Here is a 22,690-nt window from a genome sequence, read left to right as displayed (position 1 = left end):
CGACGCCGAATCCCTCTGCGCGTTCTGCTTCAAATGACTTTTATCGGAAGATCCCATGTACTCGGACAAGAACGGGCCGCTGTTCTACATTGTTCCATCGCGTCTGCGTTGGCGCCATGCCTTTTGCGTGTTTCTGGGGCTAGCATTACCGGTCATTGCGCACCCACACGACGGTGCCGTGGATGTACCCCCAACATCCGATCAATCACAGATTTGGACGTTGGAAACCATAAACGTTTCTGGGGCGCGTGAAGGCTACAGCGCACCATCTTCTGCGTCGGCCACTCGCACCGACACGCCCCTGGTCGAAGTCCCGCAATCCGTTCAAGTTGTAACGCAAACGATGCTCAAGGAGCAGGGCAGTCATTCGCTTGCTGACGCGCTGGTTAACGTCTCAGGGGTAAGAGCAACCAAGCCGCAAGAGGCACTGTTCGCTCAGCCAATCGTGCGCGGTTTTCCGGCGGAAATTTACATGAACGGGCTGCCTGCATTTGGCGGCACGGCAGCGAGCATCGACCCGACCAGCCTCATCGGCACCGAGCGCATTGAGGTACTCAAAGGCCCTACATCAGCGTTGTACGGCGGCGGTATCGGCGCACCGCTGGGTGGTTTGATCAACGTAGTTTCTAAACGACCCGAGACCGAGCCAAGTGCACTGTTGTCGATGCGCACCGGTAGCTTCGGCACAGAGAATCCTTCGCTGGATCTCAACACACCCATCGGCGACAAGGTCGCCGCACGGATTGCCGCTGACTATCAAGAAAATGACAGCTGGATTGACCACGTCAACGGCCATCAGTGGTCGATACAACCAAGTATCGCGTTCCAGCTATCGCCAGAGACTGAGCTGTTACTGCGAGGCCAATACGAGAATCGCAGCCAGCTCGAATATTCCGGCCTGCCAGCCGCCCAAGCATTGAGCGGGCAGATTGATCGCAACGCTTTCCCAGGAGCGACCAGTGGACAACCTCACACCACTATCGAGAATCGAACAACCACTGCCGAACTCACACATGAGCTTAACGACGACACACGACTGACCGTCACCGCTCAGTATTACGAGGGCAAAGTTCGTGACTATGGCGGCCTTGTATTTCCGAACCTTCTAGGACCGAATCCTACGACACCCACGGTTTACCCGATATTCAAGCTTTACCTGCCCACGAACATCCGGGAAAGCACGCTGGATACCAACCTAGGTTCCCGAGTCGAATCGTTGGGTGGAGATCATGAGTTGCTGGTTGGTATCAGTTACGACAACACTCACTTCAGCTCGGGGATGTCCGACATTGAACTCATCGGCGAGCTTGACCTTGCCAATCCGGGATATGGGATTTCCTACGGTGCGACGCCCGAAACAATGTTGTCCCAGACCAACCGTTACGAGACCAAGGCCCTATATGTTCAGGATCAAGCGACCTATGGCCGCTTCCATCTGTTGGGGTCGTTGCGATTGACCCAGCTCGACATCAACCAACAAGAGCAAGGTTTAGATACTTCATATCATCGTATGACACCACGATTTGGCATCACCTATGATCTCACCGAAAGTCTTGCGCTCTACGCGGCGTATTCCACCGGGTTCAGGGGGGCGTTCAACTTCACTGGTAACGAGACACCCAAGCCTGAGCTGTCTCGCAATTATGAGGCGGGCGTCAAACTGGCGTTCAACGATCTGGGCATTTCTGGCACTCTCGCCATGTTCGAGCAGACGCGTCGTAATGTGTCCACCCCTGATCCTGACCCTACCTACGCGATTCTGGGTTACTCGGTACAGAGCGGCGAACAACGCGCTCGCGGGGTAGAAGCGGATCTGGTTTGGGAACCGACCCCCGCTTTTTCATTGCTGGGTAACTACGCCTACACCCAGGCAGAAATCACAGAGGACAACTCGATTCCGGTCGGTGATGGACTGCCTCGCGTACCACGGCACAGTGGTCGCCTCGCAGCCCGCTATCGGATACTTGATGGCGCCGCTAAAGGACTGGGCTTCGGTGCCGGTATTACAGCAGTCAGTGCGCGTGAGCTGACCCTGCCTAATACGGTATCCGTACCAGGCTACGCACTGCTGGATGCGCAGACTTCATACGATTTCGACCGCTACACGATCTCGGTTTCGGCGGTAAACCTGACAGGTCGCAAAGTCTTCGAGACCTTTCAATATCTGGGCTCTCCAGTGGCACTGCCCACTCAACCACGTTCAGCTTACCTGACGCTGACGGCCCGCTTCTAAAGATACCATCACGATCGATATGCCGTAGTTCCGCGGCCGTAGATAAGAGCGGGTGGGTGGCAGCAAGCTGCCATCCCTACCGCAACCTTACTTAGACATCCAGGCAATCACGGCTTTGTAATCTTCGTCGCTACAGTCCATGCACAATCCTCGAGCCGGCATGGCCTTGAAGCCCTCGGTCACGTGCTTGACCAATACGTCAGCGCCTTGCGCCAAGCGGGGTTTCCAAGCCTCTTGATCACCTTTTTTTGGAGCCATGGGTGACTGGCCGTTATGGCACACAGAGCAGGAGCGGCTGAACACCGCTTCAGGCTCTTGGGCGGCATAAGCATGTGATAGTACGAGTAAACAACAAGCTGCCAATACTTTTTTCACGGTGGACCTCGTTGGGCATTTTTATAATCACGCGATGCCTTTGCAAGGACATGGTCAATCCGTTGGGGATGAGCATTGCCAGTGCATTCAACGCTGGGCAGAAAGCACCTCACGAAGGCGTTTTGAGTTTAATAAGAGTGTTTTGACACCCCAAGTGCGACAGGCCGCCGCACCAGGCGGCCTAACCGTTGGGTTGAGGTGCGCCTGAGAGTAAGGCGCGCTATCTGTGGCAAGTTGTTGCAGGTGATTCTTTATATCGATGCGTGCCGCATTCACTGGCAGACGTGGTGATTTTTCTTAGCCGGATTAAATTCATGTGATGAGTAACGATGTGCGACGGTTTTGGCACTCCTCTAATTTGGATCCGTCCCGCTTACCTTCGCTATATCGAAGCCACCGATACCATTGAGATCAAGACCAAACCGCGAACGGTGATGGTGTTTTTGTCCGTACCATCGACGAAATCGTAGTGACACTGGATCTCTGAGTGGCCCTGACCAACCGATACCAACCTCAGAAAGCTGGATTGGCCGTCGCGAGTCCTGATTGGCGCCGTGTCCCCTCACTAGGACTTTACGAGTGCGCTGGCAATTTGCCCATGGCCATTACACTGACGTAGCATAGGAGACAGGGCCTGGAGGGCCGGCTGTGGCCCGCCAAAATGGATCAAGGGAAGGCACTTGAGTACGATAAATAAATTTCAGGATCTGCTCGCCGATACGGATCGCTACAAGGCGAACCTGTATCAGTTTTATCTTGATCTGAGCGCTTGGCGTCAGTTCCAGTCAACAATGCAGCTAGGTTGGACAAGGCTGAGGTTTGACGCTGCTAATCGACGCCAGATCCCCAAAGAGCGTGGCATCTATGTGTTCTCAGTAGCTCTGGATCCATCGAACCTACCTACGCATGGCTATATCCTTTACATGGGGATTACGGGTGATGATTCAGCGGGAACTCTTCACTCCCGTTATGCCCAATATTTGGGCGACCTAAGGCGACGTAATGGTCGTCCAAAAGTGTATTTAATGCTCGAGCGCTGGAGAGGTGATTTATTTTTCAGTTTCGTGCCAATACCTGACCGGCGTATGAGCTTAAGCAAGCTGGAAAGAGCATTTCTCTCTGCCGTCAATCCACCCGTCAATGAGCGGGATTTTGAGGCCAGTATTTCCAACGCTAGGAGGGCGGCATTTTGAATAGCAATGGTGAGCTTTTGCTTCCAGCCCTGCGAGGGCATATAGGGGACTGGGTTTACTATACCTGCCTCATGCCTATCTCCGAGATAGCCTTGCGCGTTGATTACGCAAAGGATATTCACAACGACAAGGCTTTATCACGTTTAATCCAGCGGAGCCTTGAAGGTGAGCGTGCGGAGCACATCGCTTCGTATCTTGAGCGTACGACCGAGCGCTTCTTCAATTCGCTGGTGCTGGCAACTTACGATGGCCATCCAGAATGGTTGGAGGTAGGTAACTTCGGTAAGACATCAGATCAAGGTCTGGTCTCCCGTATCGGTGAGCAGGCACTGGATACACTTGGATTTTTGAGTCTGTCAGGTGATGAGAAAATCTTTGCAGTGGATGGGCAACACAGGCTTGCGGGTATCAAGCGAGCAATAGCTGATCAAACCGATTTCGGAATTGAGCGTCTATCAGTAATTTTCATTGCCCATAGTGAGGCCAAGCGAGAGCGCACTCGGCGCCTGTTTACAACACTCAACAAGACCGCGAAGGCAGTCAAGAAACGGGACATCATTGCTCTCGACGAAGACGATACGATGGCTATTACCGCTCGTCGTTTCATTGAGACTAATTCGTGGTTTTCTTCACCCAAAATTCTCATTGAAGCCAGCGAAAATATACCATCTACAAACAGGGTGTCTTTGACAACCATCTCAAATCTCTATGATGTTCTCAAACAGATATTCAAACATCGGATTGGTAAAAAGACCGACACTTCACTTCGATTTTTTAGGCCGTCAGAGAAAGAATTGGATGGCTATTATGCATATGCACTTAAGTTCTTCGAAGCCATGGCGGAAGCGTTTCCTGCTGTTGGTCAGCTCTTTGGGTCCACTGAGCCGGCGCGGGTAACGCAATTGCATAGAGGCGAACACGGAGGCCATCTCTTATTTCGTCCTCTGGGATTGAACGTTTTTACGTCTGTGGCTATTGCTTTCGCAAAGCATCACGAGCTATCTCTTCCGGAAGCCGTTCGCCAGCTTGCGGTTATTCCTACCGACCTAAATGCTCGCCCTTACAGGGACGTTATTTGGGACAACGATCGCCAACGGATGATGTTGACCGGCAAGCGTCTTCTGATCGAGCTACTGAGCTATATGGTCGGCCTTCCGACAGATCGCGTTAAGCTTCGTGCTTCCTATGCGAAAACGTTGGGCACCGAGTTTGAAGCTAGGTTACCCAATCGTGTTTTGACCGAGATCGAGTAATCTCAATCATAATGGCATAGTGAGGAAATACACGTGTATATGGATCAATTGAGTCGGCAAGAATTATCTGTTGATAGCATCCTTCTTGACCCGAATAACCCACGTTTCTGGACGCAGTCAAACCGCCCCACTGTTCCAGACAAAAATATCGCCGACGCCTCAAAACAAGCGAGAGCTCGCCAAGATATCGACTTACACGGTATCGAAAATTTGTACAACAGCATGCTACGCAACGGTTTTTTGTTGCTTGATCGGATCGTTGTTCGACCTATTGCCGGAATCCCTGACAAATACGTTGTGGTGGAGGGGAACCGGCGCTTTCGTTCACTAAGTAAATTACGCGCGGATATTCAGAACGGAGACGTTGTTGGGGAGGATATCGATGAAGACGCGCTGATAAAGCTGTTAGAAGAAACCAATGAGATCGAAGTGCTGGTCTATAACGGTTCGGGCAGTGTGGATATTTCTTGGATGTTTCAAGGGATACGCCATATTAGCGGTATCCGTGATTGGGATCCTGCACAGCGTGCGAAGTTAGTTGCTGAGCAGATCGATGGTGAACACAAAAAGCTTGGGGTTGTCGGACAACAATTTGGATTGTCTGCGCAAGCCACTGGTCGACTCTATCGGACCTATCGTGCACTTGCTCAGATGCGAGAGGACGAGGAGTTTAGTGCTAAGGCACGCAATGACTATTTTTCTCTATTCGAAGAGGCTGTGAGAAATAATATCCTGAAAGAATGGATGGGATGGGATGAAACGGTAAAGCGCTTTAGCGATCTTAATAATCTGCGTCGATTTTACTCGTGGATAACTCCAGACGAAGATAACAAGGGCCGTCGTCGTCTTCACGATCCTAAACAGATAAAGAATATTGCCTATCTCATCGAAAATCATCACAACGGATTGATTGATGATTTTGAGGGGCACTTGGTCTCGATTGAGGAGGCAAGGGTACAAGCAACGTCAGACGACCCTAAGCCTAAGGATTGGCGCAAGCTTATGGCGACTGCCCAGATTCTTCTCGGCGACTTACCACAGTCAGCCCTGTCAGATGATCCTCAGGAGTTTTTGGACGAACTCAATAAACTGGCCGCAATCATAGAGCAGCGACGCAAAATGGTAGAGGTCGCCCTAAATGGCGACTAGAAAAACCGTTGCAGGCTTCGCAGATATCAAAAGTGCAATACGTTTTTATGTAGTTGAAAGACTAGAATTCGTAACGGTGGGTGCAGGTTGTCCACCACTTATCAATGTGAGTGACCATTTTGTAGCCTTTCTTATCGAACGGAGTGTTGACGAAACGGAAGCAGTTGATATTGCGACGGATCAGGCACTCCTGTTAATGGATGAGATCGAACGTCAAATTCAGCGCTGGAAGTACCAAGGTGTAGCACCACCTTTTGATCGTATCCCAGATCAGGACGGTACACTCGTAACGTGGCGTCACGCTCGATATGAAGCTCATACCGGGACGACAGCTCCTGAGCGGAATATTTTTGATATATATGCTTGGCTGGGTACTCTACACGAAAAAGAATTTCATCTTCCTTGCCTATGCTATTTACGAATCCTTGGATGTGATCCAATTTATTTGACAGATGGTGGGCGTGACGAGGGTATAGATTACATTGGGTTGATTAAGACAGGGCCCCTTCGATCTACCGCTATATTTATCCAGGCTAAATCCAGCGTGACGGCATTCGGGGCTGCTGAAGTATTACAAGAATATGCTAAATATGCCGGTTTACCCCGGACAGAAAAATATATGCAATATTTAAATGCCTTGGGCGTTCCAAAATCAACATCTGGAGCTGCCTATGTGTATGCCATTATATCCAATGGCGATGTAAAGCATGGGGCAAGCACCTCTGCTCCAAAGGTGGGAGCCTTGTTGAGGTCTAGGCGGCAAGTGGCTGAGGCTTTGGCCGAACAGTACTCATTGGCCGATTTAATAAGTCTAAGTGAGAATATTAAGATACCTAGCCATCCAGATCTCACGAGCAATCTCGCCCCTTTGCTCATGGCAATATAAAGTACAAAGTCCGAAATGAAGGTGCGTAGAGGTTTGCTATGGGTTTAGTTTCTTTTGTTTTTTTAAACCCTAAAGATTTAAAAGGGGCGCGTTTATTCTCTAGGGAATGTAGGCGCCCAGTATTTCTTTAAAAAGAACGCGTGAATTAAAGGGCCTCAGAAAAAGATAATAAATTCTTATGGTTGCGTAATGCTGCAATGCCGTCCTCGACATGTGCGGCCCAGGCTTTCATGAGGTCACGGCTCTCAAATGTTGGATACTTTATCTTCAAAACCAACTCTGTAACGGAGGCCGTGTCGCCAAGCCAAGTTACCTTGTCTAGAACCAGCGAGCCGTCTAGTTTAATTGTTTCTCCACCATAGATAAAACTCGATTCAATGGATCGAAAAAACGCGATTCTTGCGCTTACGTTCGGCGTTATGCCAGTTTGCATCTTAAGTCGCTTAAGATGATCTTCTGTCTGGCGGCCAAGTTGCATTCGATTCGGCAGCATTAACGCGCCCCTCCATCGTAACTCCAAAAATAGCCTGGTAAAATCCGCGTTGATAGTTTATTGCTATCAAATTCTATCTCGTAGGAGTGCGAAATGTACGGCGAAAGATATTCGCTAAAGTAAGCTTCACCAATTTCCGTGTCCGTGGATAATAAAATCACTTGGTGGCTAGCAAACGGGAAATAATTTTCTACTAAGTTTTGGCGATGGATTGAGTCCAGGCGACCGAGAGGGGTGTCGATTATGACAGGCAAATGTCTTCCCGAAGTTTTTGCAAGTGCATCTAGGACTGCTACAGCATAGATCTGCTTTTCACCGGCGGAAAGCGCTTTGCGGTTCAGAGTGTTTTGCTGCTGATCTATTAGTTCTACGTCAAAAGTTTCCGGGTTGATACGCGCCGTTATTTTAAGATCATCCTTGCGGGCCAAACGACTATAGGCATCGGAGAAGTTTTTCTCTAGTTTTTTGACCCGTGCCGCTGTGAGAGCTTTGGCATAATCATTTAGCATTGAAACTGTCATAGCTGCGTTTGAAATCGCGGTCGTCAAGCCATGATTAGAACGCACACTATCATGGATTTTCCGGATTTTTCGCTCGCAGTCGAGTTGTTTTGATATCGTGAGCTTGATGTTTCTTAAAAGATTTTCATGCTCGTCATTAGCGTTTATGCGTTTTTTGTCTAATTCTCTTATTTTTGAAAATGATTCAAGCAGCTGTTGATCGTCTGGCGCGCGTTCGATGTTTCTCGCTGCATCTTCAAGTGCGCGCTCAATTTCAGCAAGGCGAGTCTTAGCTAGATTAAATCGTTTGAACGATTGCTTTGCTTCATAATTGATTGCATGACTTATTACGCCCGTTTCACGATCGGATATGTCCAATAATATCTCGGTAGACGGTTTGGAGCTAAAATAGCTTTTTAGCTCCAGCTGCATCATTTCCTCTACGGCATTCTGTGTGGGTTGAGGTGCTGACTTTAATCTCTCTTTGAATGCCCCGAGAAATAATTCTAGTTGTTCTGAAAAATTCTTAGCTCTCTTAGATTTGCTTTCACCGTCTAGGTGCTTTAGCAAACTACCCAATGTTTTTGGGGCAAGGCAATAGACCAAGGATCCTTCACACTCAGACCGAATATTTCTTTCTATAACAGCTTTTTCTTTCAAAAGCTCCTCAATAACCAACTGCTCTTGATTTTTGCTGAGTGCAAAAGCTCCACCTTGAGCTGCCAATGTACCCTCAAGTTTACGTATGTCGTCAGATATAAAATCTACACGGTTTTTTACTAGGTCTGCAGCAAAGCGGAACTGTTCAACACTCAATCGTAAGCGGTCCGATTCAGCCTCGATTTCGGAGAGCCTGACCTGCTCTGTACTCTCTAAATGCAGTGAGTTTTGCCTCTTTAAATAGATAGTCAAGTCAGTGGCCAGTCGCTCGATAACATCCAAGCCTAGGAGCCTCTTAACTGCTGTTTTTAGCAGTTGACCGGAAGCATCCTCTGCTAATGCCGATATTTTTTCTCCATCAAAAAAAAACAGATCAGCAACACCTGGTGGAACTAACTCGTTCAAGAAGCCTTGGCATTGCTCATAATTTAGCTCTTTTAAAGGAATACCGTTTTGCTGCAAAACCAAATTGTCGACTGTGTCACGATGCCAGCTCCGCACTACAGTGAACTCTGACTCTTCACCATCTTTGTTGTAAGTAAACGTTAGCTCTACAGCGGCTTCAGTGGGGCGTGAAGTTTCATCCGCGCCGTGATTAATCAACGCCGAGATGTGGGCAATGTAATCTCGAGTCTGATGAATACCTTCAAATGCGAGCCTGCCATGCAGGGCATATCGAATCGCGGTCAATATCGAAGTTTTCCCAGCACCATTTAGTCCACCAATAAGAATCACTGGTTTCTGATTTTGGGAGGAGCCCTGAGGGTCCAAATGTATTTCATGGGTACCATGAAATACACGAAAGTTATGCAGTACTAGCTTTTTAATAATCATTTAACAAAGTCTTCACGCCGTGAGCTCTTGGTTTTTTCCACTTCAATAATCTGCTCGGATATGTTTTTTAAATCATTTTCCAAAATTGAAATAGCGTCAGCATGAAGGTCCCGTTCATGTCGCTTCTGAAGTGCGGTGTTTTGCTGTTCGATAACCTCAAGTGATCCCCAGTCTTGTTTGAGGACTGTCCCAATTTTTTCAAATATACCTTGCCGTCGCCCCAAACCTTCCATGGAAATTTCAAGCTCAATCAATTTCATCACCATTTCTGGCTCTACTTCATATTTCGAACATATATCGGTAAGTATATCGGCATCGTGGACATCGAATCTGCTTTGGTCATCGATAACCCAGGCTAAATCAGTTCCATATACGTTGCGGTATATTTCAGGGAGCTCGTCTCTCCAATCAGGCTCATTAGGATCTCTAAGCCATTGTTGCCGGATAACATGCAATTCCGGCTCGGAAATGAGCTTTATAGAGTGGCCACCTTTGTTGATGTCTCTTTCAAGTTCGAGCAGCTCTTGAAGCCAGATTTTTCGATACTTTAGCCAGTAAGGACCAGGGACATGCTTCCGTACTTCATTAAGATCTGCGCCTTCTTTTGCATACTGATAAGTCACCTTGCCCGATCTCCGTTTATAATTACGGAAAACGTTTTTTTGCTCCGGGTCACTTGTGCTTGCCAAAAGGTCCCTAAATTTCAAAAGCGGTAGCATCCAATCTTCACCGTTCTGAATAAGGCTTTCCATCGCACGATCTTTGGTAACGACCGTACAAGTCCAACAGCCAAAGCGAGAATTTCCACATGAGGGAGTGCTTTCGTCAATTACTAAAGGACATTCCCCTTGTCCAGAGGAGTGCATATAAAGCGTCCACAACTGCCGATTACTTCCGCCCCATGGATTCTCCCACTCTTCGATATCGACGCCGGCGTAACGGAAAGCACCGCGAAGCAGCTTCCATACATCTTCAGTGTCCCAAGTGTCAATTGGTGTGTATATAAAGGCGTTGGCTAAAGTGGTATGACGTGCCAAGTGTGTGCCATCAATCTTATGCTTTGCAATCACCTGCGCCCGAGATGAACTCTCGCTGCTTCGGGCCCCAAGCAGAACTACTACTTCTTCAAACTGACTGACTTTTTCTTTGATGAACTCACTTACTGGGTTTATTTTCATCCGTTCGGTGCACCAGCGAAAACTTCTACTTGGCGCAGGATACCCTTTGCCTAATAGATTTACCCAAAATGTTTCCGAAACCTTCGGCGTTACAGCGTGTTGAGTAATTGGAAGACCATCTCTGCGGGCACCTTTTTCAATTAGCTGCATGCTTTCGAGTATTAAGTCTACGACTACCGGTGTTTCAACAAGAGTGTCTGAGCAGACTAAGAAAACATGTTTTTTTCGATCTTCCGGTTTTAATCCGAGTAATGCAAGATAGACCAGCGTAATGACTGCTGATGAATCTTTTCCTCCACTATAACCGATGATCCATGGGCGGCCATCTGAGCAGTATATTCGTTGCACTTCAGCAACATAATCCGCTAAAGGTTTGCCTGCGAAGATTTCTTTGTTAATGAAGTCTTCGTAATCGGCTAAGTCGAAATTTTGGTTAAGGTTACTCATTGCTGTAAAACCTGTTTTTCCAACATGACTTCTTCTGGAGTTAGAGGAAGTTGGAGCGCTTGTTTTAGCGCATTGCATGTTAATTGAATAGAAACTGTAGACTTGCTTAGCTTTCCATGGGACATGGTTCGGCGTAACCATTCAGGATTTGTTTTGCTCCAGTCTATATGTCTAAGTTCTTGGAGTTCACTTTCCCAAGTTTCTGGGCGTGCGAAAATTAGATGTTTACCCAAAAGTCCGAGTGCATGCAATCCGACGCCATGTGCATGAATATACTCTAAGCGTAATTGGGTTGGTGAAACTTCCTTTTTGATCGCCATCTGCCAATCGGGCATGCACTGATATAGGGCCTCCCAGTAAGTTTTTGCCAACAGCGACTCTGCATCGCTATATGTATCACGATTACCTTTTCCTAGGAGAGCTCGAGTCGCTTGTTTGATGCTGCTCAAAGTAAATAATTTATTAGATCTAACTGCTACGTTGGATCTCTCCATCTCTGTAAGGCCCATGAAAGGACAGATGGTCGTTGCTAGGGTGCGCGCGAGTTCCGACTCAGGATCCCGATGGTCGTAAAGCGTTGCCAAGGAGGGGCTGGGCTTGACTGCGTATTTGTTTAGGTCGGCAAACATCTGTTGGCTACGTCTAAGACCTTCGTCGACAAAGAACAGAACAGGTATGTTGTCCTGCCCGAGTTCTGGCCGTTCTTGAAGTGCCTCTTCAATTGCTTTTCGACGATGTTGGCCGTCATTGATGAGGATTTGCGCGTCCATAGGGACCCTTAATGTCCCTAGGTTGTAGGAACCGGCGTGCTCCTCAAATGCAACGTCTACCGCTATGGAAGCTGTAAGCGCGGAAAATACGTAGTTCCCAGGATTGTCCAACAAATACCTCACCATTTCAGGGATACGCGCTTTGTTGATAATTCTCTGGGCGCGCAGCTCCGGCGGGACCTCGCATTCATCAAAGCTGAATATTTTTGGGATGATCCTTAGGGGACAGGTCGCTATATAGAAGGGGCGGCCTGCTTGGATGCCCCTCACTGCGGGAAAAGAGTAGCAATAATCGGCGTGAAGTGAGGTCATGGCCCATCGGTCAAGTCGTTGAGATGCCCCAATTATGACGTTTTTTGCATATTTTTAAACGTATTTTTGCTGTGTATGTCTTTTTTTGACGTACAGATTGCTGCTACTGAGTGTTTACCACGTCAGCATTGGCTGGTTCGAGGTATGAGGTATTGCCACATCGTTGCAATTCGAAACCTTCCCAAGCCCTTTCCATTCATTCCCTGTCTAACGTCGATTTATTTCGTATGGAATCATCTCATCGAGCAGCGAACCGTAAAGGCGATTCCGTGGGGTCTATGCAATCCATAGATCTGGATCGGCGCGGCCTGTTTGGTTGTTCACAGGGGTGGGGGCGTCGAATCGACAGGGTTGCCATTTAAGACTTAAAGAGCTACATAGATCGGGCGTTTCTATGAGTTTATTAACGTCAGCATGACAACACTTGATTCCTAACATTAAACGTAGAGCTAAAGGCTGAACTGGATTTTTTGTCCTACTATGTTTTTTTTATAATGCAGTTTAGCCATAGATTGCCTGCACGTTGAGCTGAATCTTTTGATGTCCAGATTCGTAGGGTATTGATATAGTTAAATTTATTGAGGAGGCCCCGAAGCCTGCTTTCATTGTAGTACACGAATAGCCTTTCATCATCGTGGCGTATCTGGCCCTTACCATGCTTCAAAGAAAAATAAAAACATCCGTCACTTTTAAGTGATGTGAAGATTTTGTCAAACACAAGCAGTAGATTGTCTTCATGTACGTGAAGTAGTGATGCGCATGCCCAGACCCCATCAAATTGCTCGTTAAAGGTCATTTTTTCAATAGGGATTTCATGGACCACTGATCCGCTGTTTTGGCGTGCGATTCTTGCCATTACCGGGGAGGCTTCGAGACCTTCGGTAAAAAACCCAAGTTGCTGGAATTTAATCATGTCTCGACCAGAGCCGCAGCCGATATCTAATATTTTTCCTTTTGGTTTTATATGCGTGGTGAACTCTAGCCACTGATCGTTCAATTGCAGGTGGAGAGTCTTCTCGGCATATTCTTCACCATTTTTGTTGTAGTAATCAATTGTTTGACTGTCAGCTTCGGGTGCCAATGTCCTTAGATTTTTCATTTTTGATCCCTTAGGAGTTTGTCTACCAGATTCTCCCATTCTTCTATTTGCTTAATGAAGTCGTCGTAATCGCTTCGAGTCAGTCCTTCGATCTCTCTTGGAAACACTGCATCATGAGTGCGCAGGGCAGTGCCTTTAGTTTTTTGAGTGAGCGAGTATGCGTCACGTAATGCTGTAAGGTGCGCTAAGTAAGTTCCAAGACAGCCGATTAGATCCTGGCTACTCGGCTTTACGAGTCCTGATTTTTCTTCAATAAGTTTTGCAAGGCGCTCACCTGTGTCTATTATGACTTTTACCCTAGGTAAAGCTGCTTTATGATGGGTTCCCAAGTAAGGTAATTCCGAAATAAGTCTAAATGCTTTCTTGGGCTGGCCTGTCTCATAAATGAACAATGATGTACTCATCTTCTTGGTACTGTCACTCTCAAACTTGTACCGTTCAGGAGCATCGTTGGCTAATTGGTTGTGTAGCTGCATACTTAGCTCTTTGCTTTGCTTTAATAGCACAAGCATTGGGCCGTAGAATTCGTTTACTTGCTTGCTTCGATATTCAATTAGTTTTAGCTTTGCTTCAAACCCCGATTTTTTGAGTCGCTCGGTGGTGTCATGAAGGCGCTGGCCTCTTTGAATAAGCAGAGATATTATCCCTCCTATCACAATACCGAGTAGAGCAAACAATCCCGGAAAAAGTGCGGTGTACCAGGGCTTTAACTTTTGTAATTGATCATGTATTTCTACAAGTTCTTTGTGGAGTTCTGGCTGTGTTATATTTGTTGATTCGCTAGTTTCGGTGATTTTTAGTGGGTGTTGCTCGGTTTGCTTTGTATTGGATGAGGGAGAGGTTGCTTTTTCTGGTGAGCTTTCTGCTTTTTGTGCGCTAGCACTACTTTCATGAGGGGGGAGCGGAGGGGTTGTTGGTTCACTATATGCGAAGCTGCTGAATAAGATTGTAATTAATATGGAGTTTATTTTGGTCGGTTTTTTCATTTTATTATCTTTCCTTGAAGGAGTTGGCAATGTTTGGGGTCGAAGTGTTCGATATAGTGTATATTTCAAGATTAAGAGCCGCTTGCGATATCAATTTTATCTAACCCTCACTCTTTGCCTGGGTTTAAGCGCAATAGCAGCGCCTAAGCGGAAACTTGGAATCAGCCCATCGATACTATTTTTAAGTCTCTAGGCGCCTGGATGGCAGAGACGGACAGGCTGCCAGTGGCGGCTTTTTGAATGTGTTCGCTCCACCAGATCATCATAGGGCGTCTGCGCTCAATGTAGTCCGCTCGGTTGTATGCGCTGCGTACCTCGTCTTTGTCTACGTGCGCAAGTGCGACCTCGATAAGCTCAGGTTCCCATCCTTCTTCGTTCAGGATCGTACTGGCCATGGAGCGCATGCCGTGGCTCACCAATCTACCTTCAAATCCCATACGTTTCAGGGCCATGTTTGCCGTCTGACTATTGCAATGATCCCGTGGGTCTCTGTCAGCTGGGAACACGTATTCTCTGTGGCCGCTGTAGGGCTTTATTGTCTCCAGCAGAGCAAGTGCGTGTTCAGTCAGTGGTATGACGTGCGCACGTCGCTTCTTCATCCGCTCCGCTGGGATCGTCCAGATTTTCTTGTCTAGATCGATGTCAGCCCAGGATGTCGTAGCGGCTTCCGCTGGGCGAGTCATTGTGTGAAGTTGCCATTCGATCAGGCAGCGCGTTGTTCTTTTTATGCTCGCATTAGCAATGGCAATCATCAGCTCTGGCAGTTCTTCCGGACGGAGGGCTGCCATGTTTTGTTTTTTCGGTTTCTTGAAAACGGCCCGAATACCACTGAGCGGGTTGGCGAAGATCATTCCCGAGTTCACGCCGTAGGTCATGATCTCGTTGAGTCGTTGGGTCAGTCGCTTCACGGTCTCCAGGCTGCCTTTGGTTTCCAGAGGGCGCAGCAGCTCGATGACCCTCGGGGCATTGATCTGCGAGATAGGTGTTGTTCCCAGCGATGGAAAGACATGCCGCGTAAGAGAGCGCCAGATGTCCTCGGCATACGCCTGAGTGACCGAATCTTTTTTCAGTTCAAACCAGGCAGATGCCACGTTCTCGAACGTGTGCTCGGTTGCCTGCCTTTTTGTCTGCTCCAACTCGCTACGTTGTTCTTTCGGATCGATGCCCTGGGCGAGAAGCTCTCTGGCTTCGACCGTCTTCTTCCTGGCTTGCGCGAGTGAGAGCTCTGGATAGGTGCCGAGGCCCATATTGATGCGGTTCTTGGTGATCGGCTGCCGATAGTTGAAATTCCAGAGCGTAGAACCATTGACCCTCACGCGCAGCTGCAAACCGTCTCCATCGCTGAGGACGTAGTCTTTGTCTTTCGGCTTTACCGCTTTGAGCTGGCGGTCAGAGAGGCGGGTGGCTTGGGCGCACATGAGGTGTTCCATGACATCAATTGGTATTCCAAAAACTACCACTGAAGGGCTTGGAATACCATCTGGAATACCCGATGTCGTGGATTGTGCCGGACGTCCATGGACGCTAATAGACCCTAAAGCCTTGATTTTGCTGGATTTCAGGCACAAAAAAAGACGTCCGTGGACGTCTTTAGATGTAAATTTGGTGGAGCCGGGGGGATTTGAACCCCCGTCCGCCAATGTTCCGCTGTCGGTACTACATGCTTAGCCGTGTCTACTGAGTTAATCCGCAGCCGCCCGACGGGCAGGGTGCTTTGGACGAGTTGTGTAAGTTTTAGCCGATTCGTCCACAACGTACTGCACGGCGATCCTGTTCTGTATGACAATCACTTCGGGTTTACAGGCATCCCCTAGTGATTGCTGGAGCCGAAGCTACCAGAAGAGCGGGCTCGGCTGCTTACGCAGCGAGAGCGTAGCCCTCGTAGTTTTCGTCATTGGCAACTATAGAAAGTTGCAACAGTGGATTTACGAGTTCTGTTACCAACTCGGCATGCACCTAGAGTTTCACTACCGGCGTCGAATCCTAATCGGCCCCAATTGTTGCTCTCTAGCTGAGCGCCTTTATCAAGCGCGTGAGGCGGAGTATACGCCATCATCCGGGCGACGTACACCATCGCCCGGACGCGCTGGCTCACTGGTTACCGCCGCCTTTGGTGCTGTCTTCCAGATCCTTCAGGGCCTTCGTGGTGAGGGCGATGCAGTCCTTGTCGTTGCCTGCCGCCTGGGCGGCGCGGGCGTCGTCGGTTTGTTCCTTGACTGACTTGGCGAGGTTTTCCGAGGTCGTGCTGAGGGTGGCCGCTTGGTCGTCGATTTTCTGCAGGTTCGCAGCACACAGGTCGTCTGCGGCAAACACAGGGGAGGCAAGCAGTGCGGCGCTCATGAACAGTCCGGTAATCACAGTACGCTTCATGTGAATCTCCTTGGCTGGGAAGGCCTCGGGAAGATGGGGCCTATCAGGATGGACTTCGCCGCTTGCCAGGGGTTCAGATGAATCTCGCGGCGGGCCGTTGACCGGTAACGGCCCGCCGCGATTGCCTCAGATCGCGCGAGCGCGAGTCACCCGGTCCACCAGATAGACCAGCCCGTGATAGTCGATCCCGCCATGGTTGGAAAGGCCGATCTCACAGGTACGGCTGGTGGAAATCCCTTCACTGCAATACTGCACGGCATCCTTCAGGCTGCGCAGCGAGTGGGCATTCAGTTCCGGCGTGGTAAAGCCCTTGTCGCCGGCAAACCCGCAGCAATGAATACCTTCCGGAATCACCACGTCCTTGCTGCACATCCGTGCGAGGTCGATCAGTGCCTGGCTCTCGCCCAGGTGCTGGGTGCTGCAGGTCACATGCACGGCAATCGGGGCGTCCTGCGGCGTGAACTCAAGCTTGTCCAGCAGGTGGGTGCGGATGAAGCGCACCGGGTCGTACATGTCCAGGCGAGTGTCGGCCAAATCCTGCACCAGGCGCAGGGTGCACGGGCTGGTGTCGCAGTAGATCGGATCAAGGCCGCCACGGCTGGCATGCAGCAGGGCGCTGATCAGCTCCTGGCGTTTGTGCTCGGCCTGTTCGGCGTAGCCTTTGGAGGCGAACGGCTGGCCACAGCAGAGGCTGTCCTGGTTGTCCGGGAAGATCACTTGATAGCCGGCTTTTTCCAGTAGGCCGCGGGTTTTGTCCAGCAGCGAGGTCTGTTCGCGATCCGCTGCCGCCGGGCCCATCACCCGCGACACGCACGCCGCCAGGTACACCACGCGAGGCCGGGCATCATGGCTGGCGACACTCACCAGCGGATTCTTCAGCGGTTGCGGCATGGCCGGCGTCCACTGTGGCAAGCGGCCGTTGCTGACCTTGCTCAACGAGCGGCTGATGCGGCTCAGGCGCGGTGCGCCGAGCAGACGGCGCGCGCCATTGGCGACACGCAGGGTCAGTCGCGCGCCACTGAGGGCGGTGTGGAAATTCTCCGCCAGCCAGTCGGCGGTCTTGCCGTGATGGGCCACTTCACCGCGCAGTTTCTTCACCAGCTCGCCGGTGTTGATCCCGACCGGGCAGCGCTGGGCGCAGAGCCCGGTGGCGGCGCAGGTGTCGATGCCCTGGTACTGATAGTCGCGCTCCAGCGCCGCGGTATCTTCGCCGGCGCGCTTGCGCGCCTGAATGTCCCGCCACATGACGATGCGCTGGCGCGGGCTGAGGGTCAGCCCCTTGGACGGACAGACCGGTTCACAGAAACCACACTCGATGCACTTGTCGACGATCTCGTCGGCGGCCGGCAACGGTTTCACATTTTTCAGATGGATATCCGGGTCTTCGCTGAGCACTACATCCGGGTTGAGGATGCCGTTGGGATCGAGCAGACGCTTGAGCTTCCACATCAATTGGTAAGCGTCGTTGCCCCACTCCAGCTCCACGAAGGGTGCCATGTTGCGCCCGGTGCCGTGCTCGGCCTTGAGCGAGCCGCCGAACTCCACGGCCACCAGCTGTGCCACGTCATCCATGAAGGCCTGGTAGCGCGCGACTTCTACAGCGCTGTTGAAGCCCTGGGTGAAGACGAAGTGCAGGTTGCCTTCCAGCGCGTGGCCGAAAATGATCGCCTCGTCGTAATGGTGCTTGTCGAACAACTGGATCAGTCGGTTGACGCCCTCGGCCAATTGTTCGACGGGGAAGGTGACGTCTTCGATGATTACCGTGGTCCCGGTCTGACGCACTGCGCCGACAGCGGGGAAGGTGTCTTTGCGAATTTTCCACAGCAGGTTGTACACCGCCGGGTCTTCGCTGAAGTCGACTTTCTGTTCCAGAGGGAACTCGGCGATGGAGGCCATGATCAGCCCCAGTTGCTCATGTAGCAGGCTCTGGCTGGCGGCGCGGGATTCGATCAGCAGGGCGCAGGCGTTGTCCGACAGCTCTTTCACCCATTCCGGCATGCCCGGTTTGTTCTGCACCGAGCGCAGGCTGCGACGGTCGAGCAATTCCACTGCCGAGACTGGCTGTTGCTTGAGCACGGTGACGGCCTTGCAGCAGCTTTCCACGGTCGGGAAGACGATCAGCGCAGACGCCTTGTGCGGGTGATCGACGACGGTGTCGTAGGTCACGGCGCTGATGAAGCCCAGCGTGCCTTCGGAGCCGACCAGCAGATGCTGCAGGATGTCGAGCGGCTGGTCGTAGTCCACCAACGCATTGAGGGACAGACCTGTGGTGTTCTTCAGTCGGTATTTATGCCGGATGCGGTCAGCAAGTTCGGTGTTGGCACGGGTCTCGCGGCCGAGGCGGGCGAGTTCGTTCAGCAGGTCGGCGTGGCTGTTTTCGAAGGCGGCGACGCTGGCCGGATCTTCGCTGTCCAGGCGCGTGCCGTCAGCCAGCACCAGGCGCAGGCCGGCCAGGGTGTGATAGGTGTTCTGTGCGGTGCCGCAGCACATGCCGCTGGCGTTGTTGGCGACGATGCCGCCGATCTTGCAGGCGTTGATCGAGGCCGGGTCCGGGCCGATCTTGCGGCCGAACGGTGCCAGCCAGGCGTTGGCCTGGGCGCCGATGACGCCGGGTTGCAGGCGGATCTGCTCGCCCTGGCCGCGAATCTCGCGGCCGTTCCAGTTGTCACCGAGAACGATCAGCACCGAGTCGCTGATGGCCTGTCCGGACAGGCTGGTGCCGGCGGCGCGGAAGGTGACCGGGACGCGGTCGCGCTGGGCCAGGTGGATCAGGCCGACCACTTCGTCCTCGGATTCGACGCGCACCACCAGCTTGGGGATCAGCCGGTAGAAGCTGGCATCGGTGCCGAAGGCCAGGGTGGAGGTCGGGTCGTCGAAGCGGCGGTCGGCGGGAATCAGTTGCTCGGCGTCGCGCAGGAACGAGGCGGGCAGGCTCATGCAGTCTCCTCGCGGGGCCGCGGCGTCTGGCGCGCCGCGTGCCCCGGTCAATCAGGCGGTGTGGGGTGTGGGCGCGCTATCAGGCGCCCAGTTCGCGGACCAGCGAGTCGCGAGTGATTTCGCTGATGGACTTGGCGCCCGTGAGCACCATGGCCACGCGCATTTCTTTCTCGAACAGGTCCAGCAGGTTGCGTACGCCGGCCTCGCCGTGGGTGGCCAGGGCATAGAGGAAGGCGCGGCCGATCATCACGGTGTCGGCACCGAGGGCGATCATGCGCACCACGTCCAGGCCGCTGCGGATACCGGAGTCGGCGAGGATGGTGATGTCACCCTTCACCGCGTCGGCGATGGCCGGCAGGGCGCGGGCGCTGGACAGCACGCCGTCGAGCTGGCGACCACCATGGTTCGACACGACGATGCCGTCGGCGCCGAATTTCACCGCGTCGCGGGCGTCGTCCGGATCGAGGATGCCCTTGATGATCATCGGGCCGTCCCAGAATTCGCGGATCCACTCCAGGTCTTTCCAGGAGATCGACGGGTCGAAGTTGTTACCCAGCCAACCGATGTAGTCGGCCAGACCGGTGGGGTTGCCACGGTATTTGGAGATGTTGCCCAGGTCGTGCGGACGGCCCAGCAGACCGACATCGAGCGCCCATTGCGGGTGAGTCATGGCTTGCCAGACGCGGCGCAGCGGCGCGTTCGGTCCGCTCATGCCGGAGTGGGCATCGCGGTAGCGAGCGCCGGGAACCGGCATGTCGACGGTGAACACCAGGGTCTTCACGCCGGCAGCCTTGGCACGCTCCAGGGCGTTGCGCATGAAGCCGCGGTCCTTGAGCACGTAAAGCTGGAACCACATCGGCCGGTCAATGGCCGGGGCAACTTCTTCGATCGGGCAGACCGAGACCGTCGACATGGTGAAGGGAATGCCCTTGGCGGCGGCCGCGCGGGCAGCCTGGACTTCGCCACGGCGGGCGTACATGCCGGTCAGGCCGACCGGAGCCAGCACGACCGGCATGTTCAGGGTTTCATCGAACAGCCGGGTCTGCAGGCTGAGTTCGGACATGTTCTTCAGAACGCGCTGACGCAAAGCGATGCTGGCCAGGTCTTCGACGTTGTGGCGCAGGGTGTATTCGGCGTATGCGCCACCGTCGGCGTAATGGAACAGGAATGGCGGCAGCTTGCTCTGGGCCGCGGCGCGATAGTCGGTGGAGGCGGAAATGATCATGGGGTCTCGCAGCGTTTGTGTGAGAAGGCGGCTGCCGGGCGCGCCGTGACGCGCCCGGCCCCTGTCACTTTAGTGGTGAACAAGCATGCCGGTCAGCCAGTAGGCCTGGACCAAGGTGATCACGCCGACGATGGTGGCGAAGAACAGGCTGTGCTTGAGGGTGAAGCGGAACAGATCCGATTCCTTGCCAACCAGGCCGGTGGCGGCGCAGGCCACGGCGATGGATTGCGGGGAAATCATCTTGCCGGTCACGCCACCGCTGGTGTTCGCCGCGACCAGCAGGGTGTCGTTGACCCCGATCTGGTGGGCGGTGGTGGCTTGCAGCGAGCTGAACAGGGCGTTGGACGAGGTGTCCGAACCGGTCAGGAACACGCCCAGCCAGCCGAGGAACGGCGAGAAGAACGGGAACGCGGCGCCGGTGCCGGCCAGTACCAAGGCCATGGTCGACGACATGCCCGAGTAGTTGGTGACGAAGGCGAACGCCAGAACCATGCCGATGGACAGGATCGGCCAGCGCAGCTCGTAGAAGGTTTCTTTCAAAGTGGTCAGACCAGTTTTGAAATTGATCTTCAGGACGAGCATCGACAGCAGCGCCGAGATGAAGATCGCGGTGCCGGTGGCGGAGATCGGGTCGAGCTTGAACACCGCCGGCATCGCGGTTGGTGCGGTGACGATCGGTGCGGTCTTGATGACCAGTTGATCCAGGTGCGGGATGGCGAAGTTGAACACCCAGTTGTACATCGCGCCGCCAGAGGCGAATGCGGCCTTGAATGGCTTCAGGGTCCAGATGGTGACCAGCACGGTCAGAATCAGGAACGGCGACCAGGCCTTGAAAATTTCACCCAGGCTGTACGGCGTAGGTTGGCTACCGGTATTGACCACGGCGGCACCGACGCTGCCGGTGGCGGTTGTGAACGAGTGCTTGGGCTGCCAGACCTTCAGGAACAGGGTCAGGGAGATCAGGCTGGCGAGGGCCGAGGTGATGTCCGGCAGCTCTGGACCAATGAAGTTCGAGGTGAAGTACTGGGTAACGGCGAAGCTCAGGCCGGCAACCAGGGCGGCAGGCCAGGTTTCCTTCACGCCGCGCAGGCCGTCCATCATGAACACCAGCCAGAACGGTACGAACAGCGACAGCAGCGGCAGTTGACGACCGGTCATGGCGCCGATGTGGAACGCATCGATACCGGTGACCTGGCCCGCGACGATGATCGGGATACCCAGGGCGCCGAAGGCGACGGGTGCGGTGTTGGCGATCAGGCACAGACCGGCGGCGTACAGCGGGTTGAAGCCCAGGCCCACGAGCAGAGCGGCGGTGATGGCCACTGGCGCACCAAAGCCGGCCGCACCTTCAAGGAAGGCGCCGAAGCAGAAGCCGATCAGCAGCACTTGCAGGCGTTGGTCGTCGGTAATCGACAGCACCGAGCTGCGGATCACTTCGAACTGGCCACTCTTGACCGTCAGTTTGTACAGGAAGACCGCGGCGACGATGATCCAGGCAATGGGCCACAGACCATAGGCGAAGCCGTAACCGGCGGCAGCGAACGCCATGTCGGCAGGCATCTGGAAGGCGAAGATCGCTACCAGAATCGACAGGCCCAGCGTGATGCTGCCCGCGATGTGTCCCTTGAGACGGAACACGGCCAGCGCCAGGAAGAAGAACACGATAGGAATGACCGCCGCCAGTGCGGACAGGCCGAGACTACCAAGCGGGCTATAGATTTGTTGCCATGTTTGCATGTTGGGTGGCCCCTAATTGTTGTTGGTCAGGCACTGGCATTGGTTAATTGGTA

Annotated in this window: 17 protein-coding genes and 1 other RNA gene; 5 read left to right on the top strand and 13 right to left on the bottom strand. The window is 52.5% G+C overall.

The window, feature by feature from the left end; genetic code table 11:
- The first annotated feature begins 55 nt into the window (after positions 1-55).
- A complete protein-coding gene (locus tag DM374_RS05315) occupies positions 56-2,233 on the top strand; it encodes a TonB-dependent siderophore receptor (protein WP_110968945.1) in 2,178 nt (725 codons plus the stop codon).
- 87 nt (positions 2,234-2,320) lie between these two features.
- Here DM374_RS05315 and DM374_RS05310 read toward each other — a convergent pair whose 3' ends face one another.
- A complete protein-coding gene (locus DM374_RS05310; protein ID WP_110968944.1) occupies positions 2,321-2,608 on the bottom strand; it encodes a c-type cytochrome in 288 nt (95 codons plus the stop codon).
- A gap of 680 nt (positions 2,609-3,288) precedes the next feature.
- Here DM374_RS05310 and DM374_RS33090 point away from each other — a divergent pair.
- Genes DM374_RS33090 through DM374_RS05295 form a run of 4 tightly spaced genes read left to right on the top strand, consistent with a single transcriptional unit; the run spans position 3,289 to position 7,089 of the window.
- Positions 3,289-3,801, top strand: a complete 513-nt coding sequence (locus DM374_RS33090; RefSeq protein WP_157969665.1) for a hypothetical protein — start codon at positions 3,289-3,291, stop codon at positions 3,799-3,801.
- Positions 3,798-5,054: a DGQHR domain-containing protein gene (locus tag DM374_RS05305; RefSeq protein ID WP_157969664.1), complete on the top strand. Its 1,257-nt coding sequence runs from the start codon at positions 3,798-3,800 to the stop codon at positions 5,052-5,054. The genes DM374_RS33090 and DM374_RS05305 overlap by 4 nt, the downstream gene beginning before the upstream one ends.
- A 33-nt stretch (positions 5,055-5,087) precedes the next feature.
- On the top strand, positions 5,088-6,203 hold the full coding sequence (locus DM374_RS05300; protein ID WP_157969663.1) for a ParB N-terminal domain-containing protein: 1,116 nt from the start codon (positions 5,088-5,090) through the stop codon (positions 6,201-6,203).
- A complete protein-coding gene (locus DM374_RS05295) occupies positions 6,193-7,089 on the top strand; it encodes a restriction endonuclease (protein ID WP_110968941.1) in 897 nt (298 codons plus the stop codon). Before DM374_RS05300 ends, DM374_RS05295 begins: the two co-directional genes overlap by 11 nt.
- Positions 7,090-7,234: 145 nt before the next feature.
- Here the strand turns inward: DM374_RS05295 and dndE are convergent, their stop codons facing one another.
- From dndE to DM374_RS05240, 12 genes are all read right to left on the bottom strand, one after another.
- Positions 7,235-7,582, bottom strand: a complete 348-nt coding sequence (gene dndE / locus DM374_RS05290; RefSeq protein WP_110968940.1) for a DNA sulfur modification protein DndE — start codon at positions 7,580-7,582, stop codon at positions 7,235-7,237.
- Positions 7,582-9,576: a DNA sulfur modification protein DndD gene (dndD, locus tag DM374_RS05285; RefSeq protein ID WP_110968939.1), complete on the bottom strand. Its 1,995-nt coding sequence runs from the start codon at positions 9,574-9,576 to the stop codon at positions 7,582-7,584. The genes dndE and dndD overlap by 1 nt, the downstream gene beginning before the upstream one ends.
- Entirely contained in the window at positions 9,573-11,201 is a 1,629-nt protein-coding gene (gene dndC, locus DM374_RS05280; protein ID WP_110968938.1) for a DNA phosphorothioation system sulfurtransferase DndC, read from the bottom strand. The genes dndD and dndC overlap by 4 nt, the downstream gene beginning before the upstream one ends.
- Positions 11,198-12,283, bottom strand: coding sequence for a DNA sulfur modification protein DndB (gene dndB, locus DM374_RS05275; protein ID WP_110968937.1), 1,086 nt, complete (start codon positions 12,281-12,283; stop codon positions 11,198-11,200). The genes dndC and dndB overlap by 4 nt, the downstream gene beginning before the upstream one ends.
- A gap of 478 nt (positions 12,284-12,761) precedes the next feature.
- Entirely contained in the window at positions 12,762-13,382 is a 621-nt protein-coding gene (locus tag DM374_RS05270) for a class I SAM-dependent methyltransferase (protein WP_157969662.1), read from the bottom strand.
- Positions 13,379-14,368, bottom strand: coding sequence for a hypothetical protein (locus DM374_RS33085; protein ID WP_157969661.1), 990 nt, complete (start codon positions 14,366-14,368; stop codon positions 13,379-13,381). The genes DM374_RS05270 and DM374_RS33085 overlap by 4 nt, the downstream gene beginning before the upstream one ends.
- 161 nt (positions 14,369-14,529) lie before the next feature.
- Positions 14,530-15,786, bottom strand: a complete 1,257-nt coding sequence (locus DM374_RS05265) for an integrase domain-containing protein (protein ID WP_110968935.1) — start codon at positions 15,784-15,786, stop codon at positions 14,530-14,532.
- A 185-nt stretch (positions 15,787-15,971) separates the two neighbouring features.
- Positions 15,972-16,363: a transfer-messenger RNA gene (gene ssrA / locus DM374_RS05260) on the bottom strand.
- 96 nt (positions 16,364-16,459) lie between these two features.
- Positions 16,460-16,738: a hypothetical protein gene (locus tag DM374_RS05255; protein ID WP_095159715.1), complete on the bottom strand. Its 279-nt coding sequence runs from the start codon at positions 16,736-16,738 to the stop codon at positions 16,460-16,462.
- Positions 16,739-16,864: 126 nt separating this feature from the next.
- Complete coding sequence (locus DM374_RS05250) at positions 16,865-19,675, bottom strand: FAD-binding and (Fe-S)-binding domain-containing protein (protein WP_110968934.1); 2,811 nt, start codon at positions 19,673-19,675, stop codon at positions 16,865-16,867.
- Positions 19,676-19,754: 79 nt separating this feature from the next.
- Positions 19,755-20,900, bottom strand: a complete 1,146-nt coding sequence (lldD, locus tag DM374_RS05245) for an FMN-dependent L-lactate dehydrogenase LldD (RefSeq protein WP_095159717.1) — start codon at positions 20,898-20,900, stop codon at positions 19,755-19,757.
- 69 nt (positions 20,901-20,969) lie between these two features.
- A complete protein-coding gene (locus tag DM374_RS05240; RefSeq protein WP_110968933.1) occupies positions 20,970-22,637 on the bottom strand; it encodes a lactate permease LctP family transporter in 1,668 nt (555 codons plus the stop codon).
- Positions 22,638-22,690 lie beyond the last annotated feature (53 nt).

It is taken from the genome of Pseudomonas huaxiensis (assembly GCF_003231275.1).
Lineage (GTDB): Bacteria > Pseudomonadota > Gammaproteobacteria > Pseudomonadales > Pseudomonadaceae > Aquipseudomonas > Aquipseudomonas huaxiensis.
The sequence above is the reverse complement of the archived record's forward strand: the minus strand, read 5'-3'. Positions and strand labels throughout refer to the sequence as shown.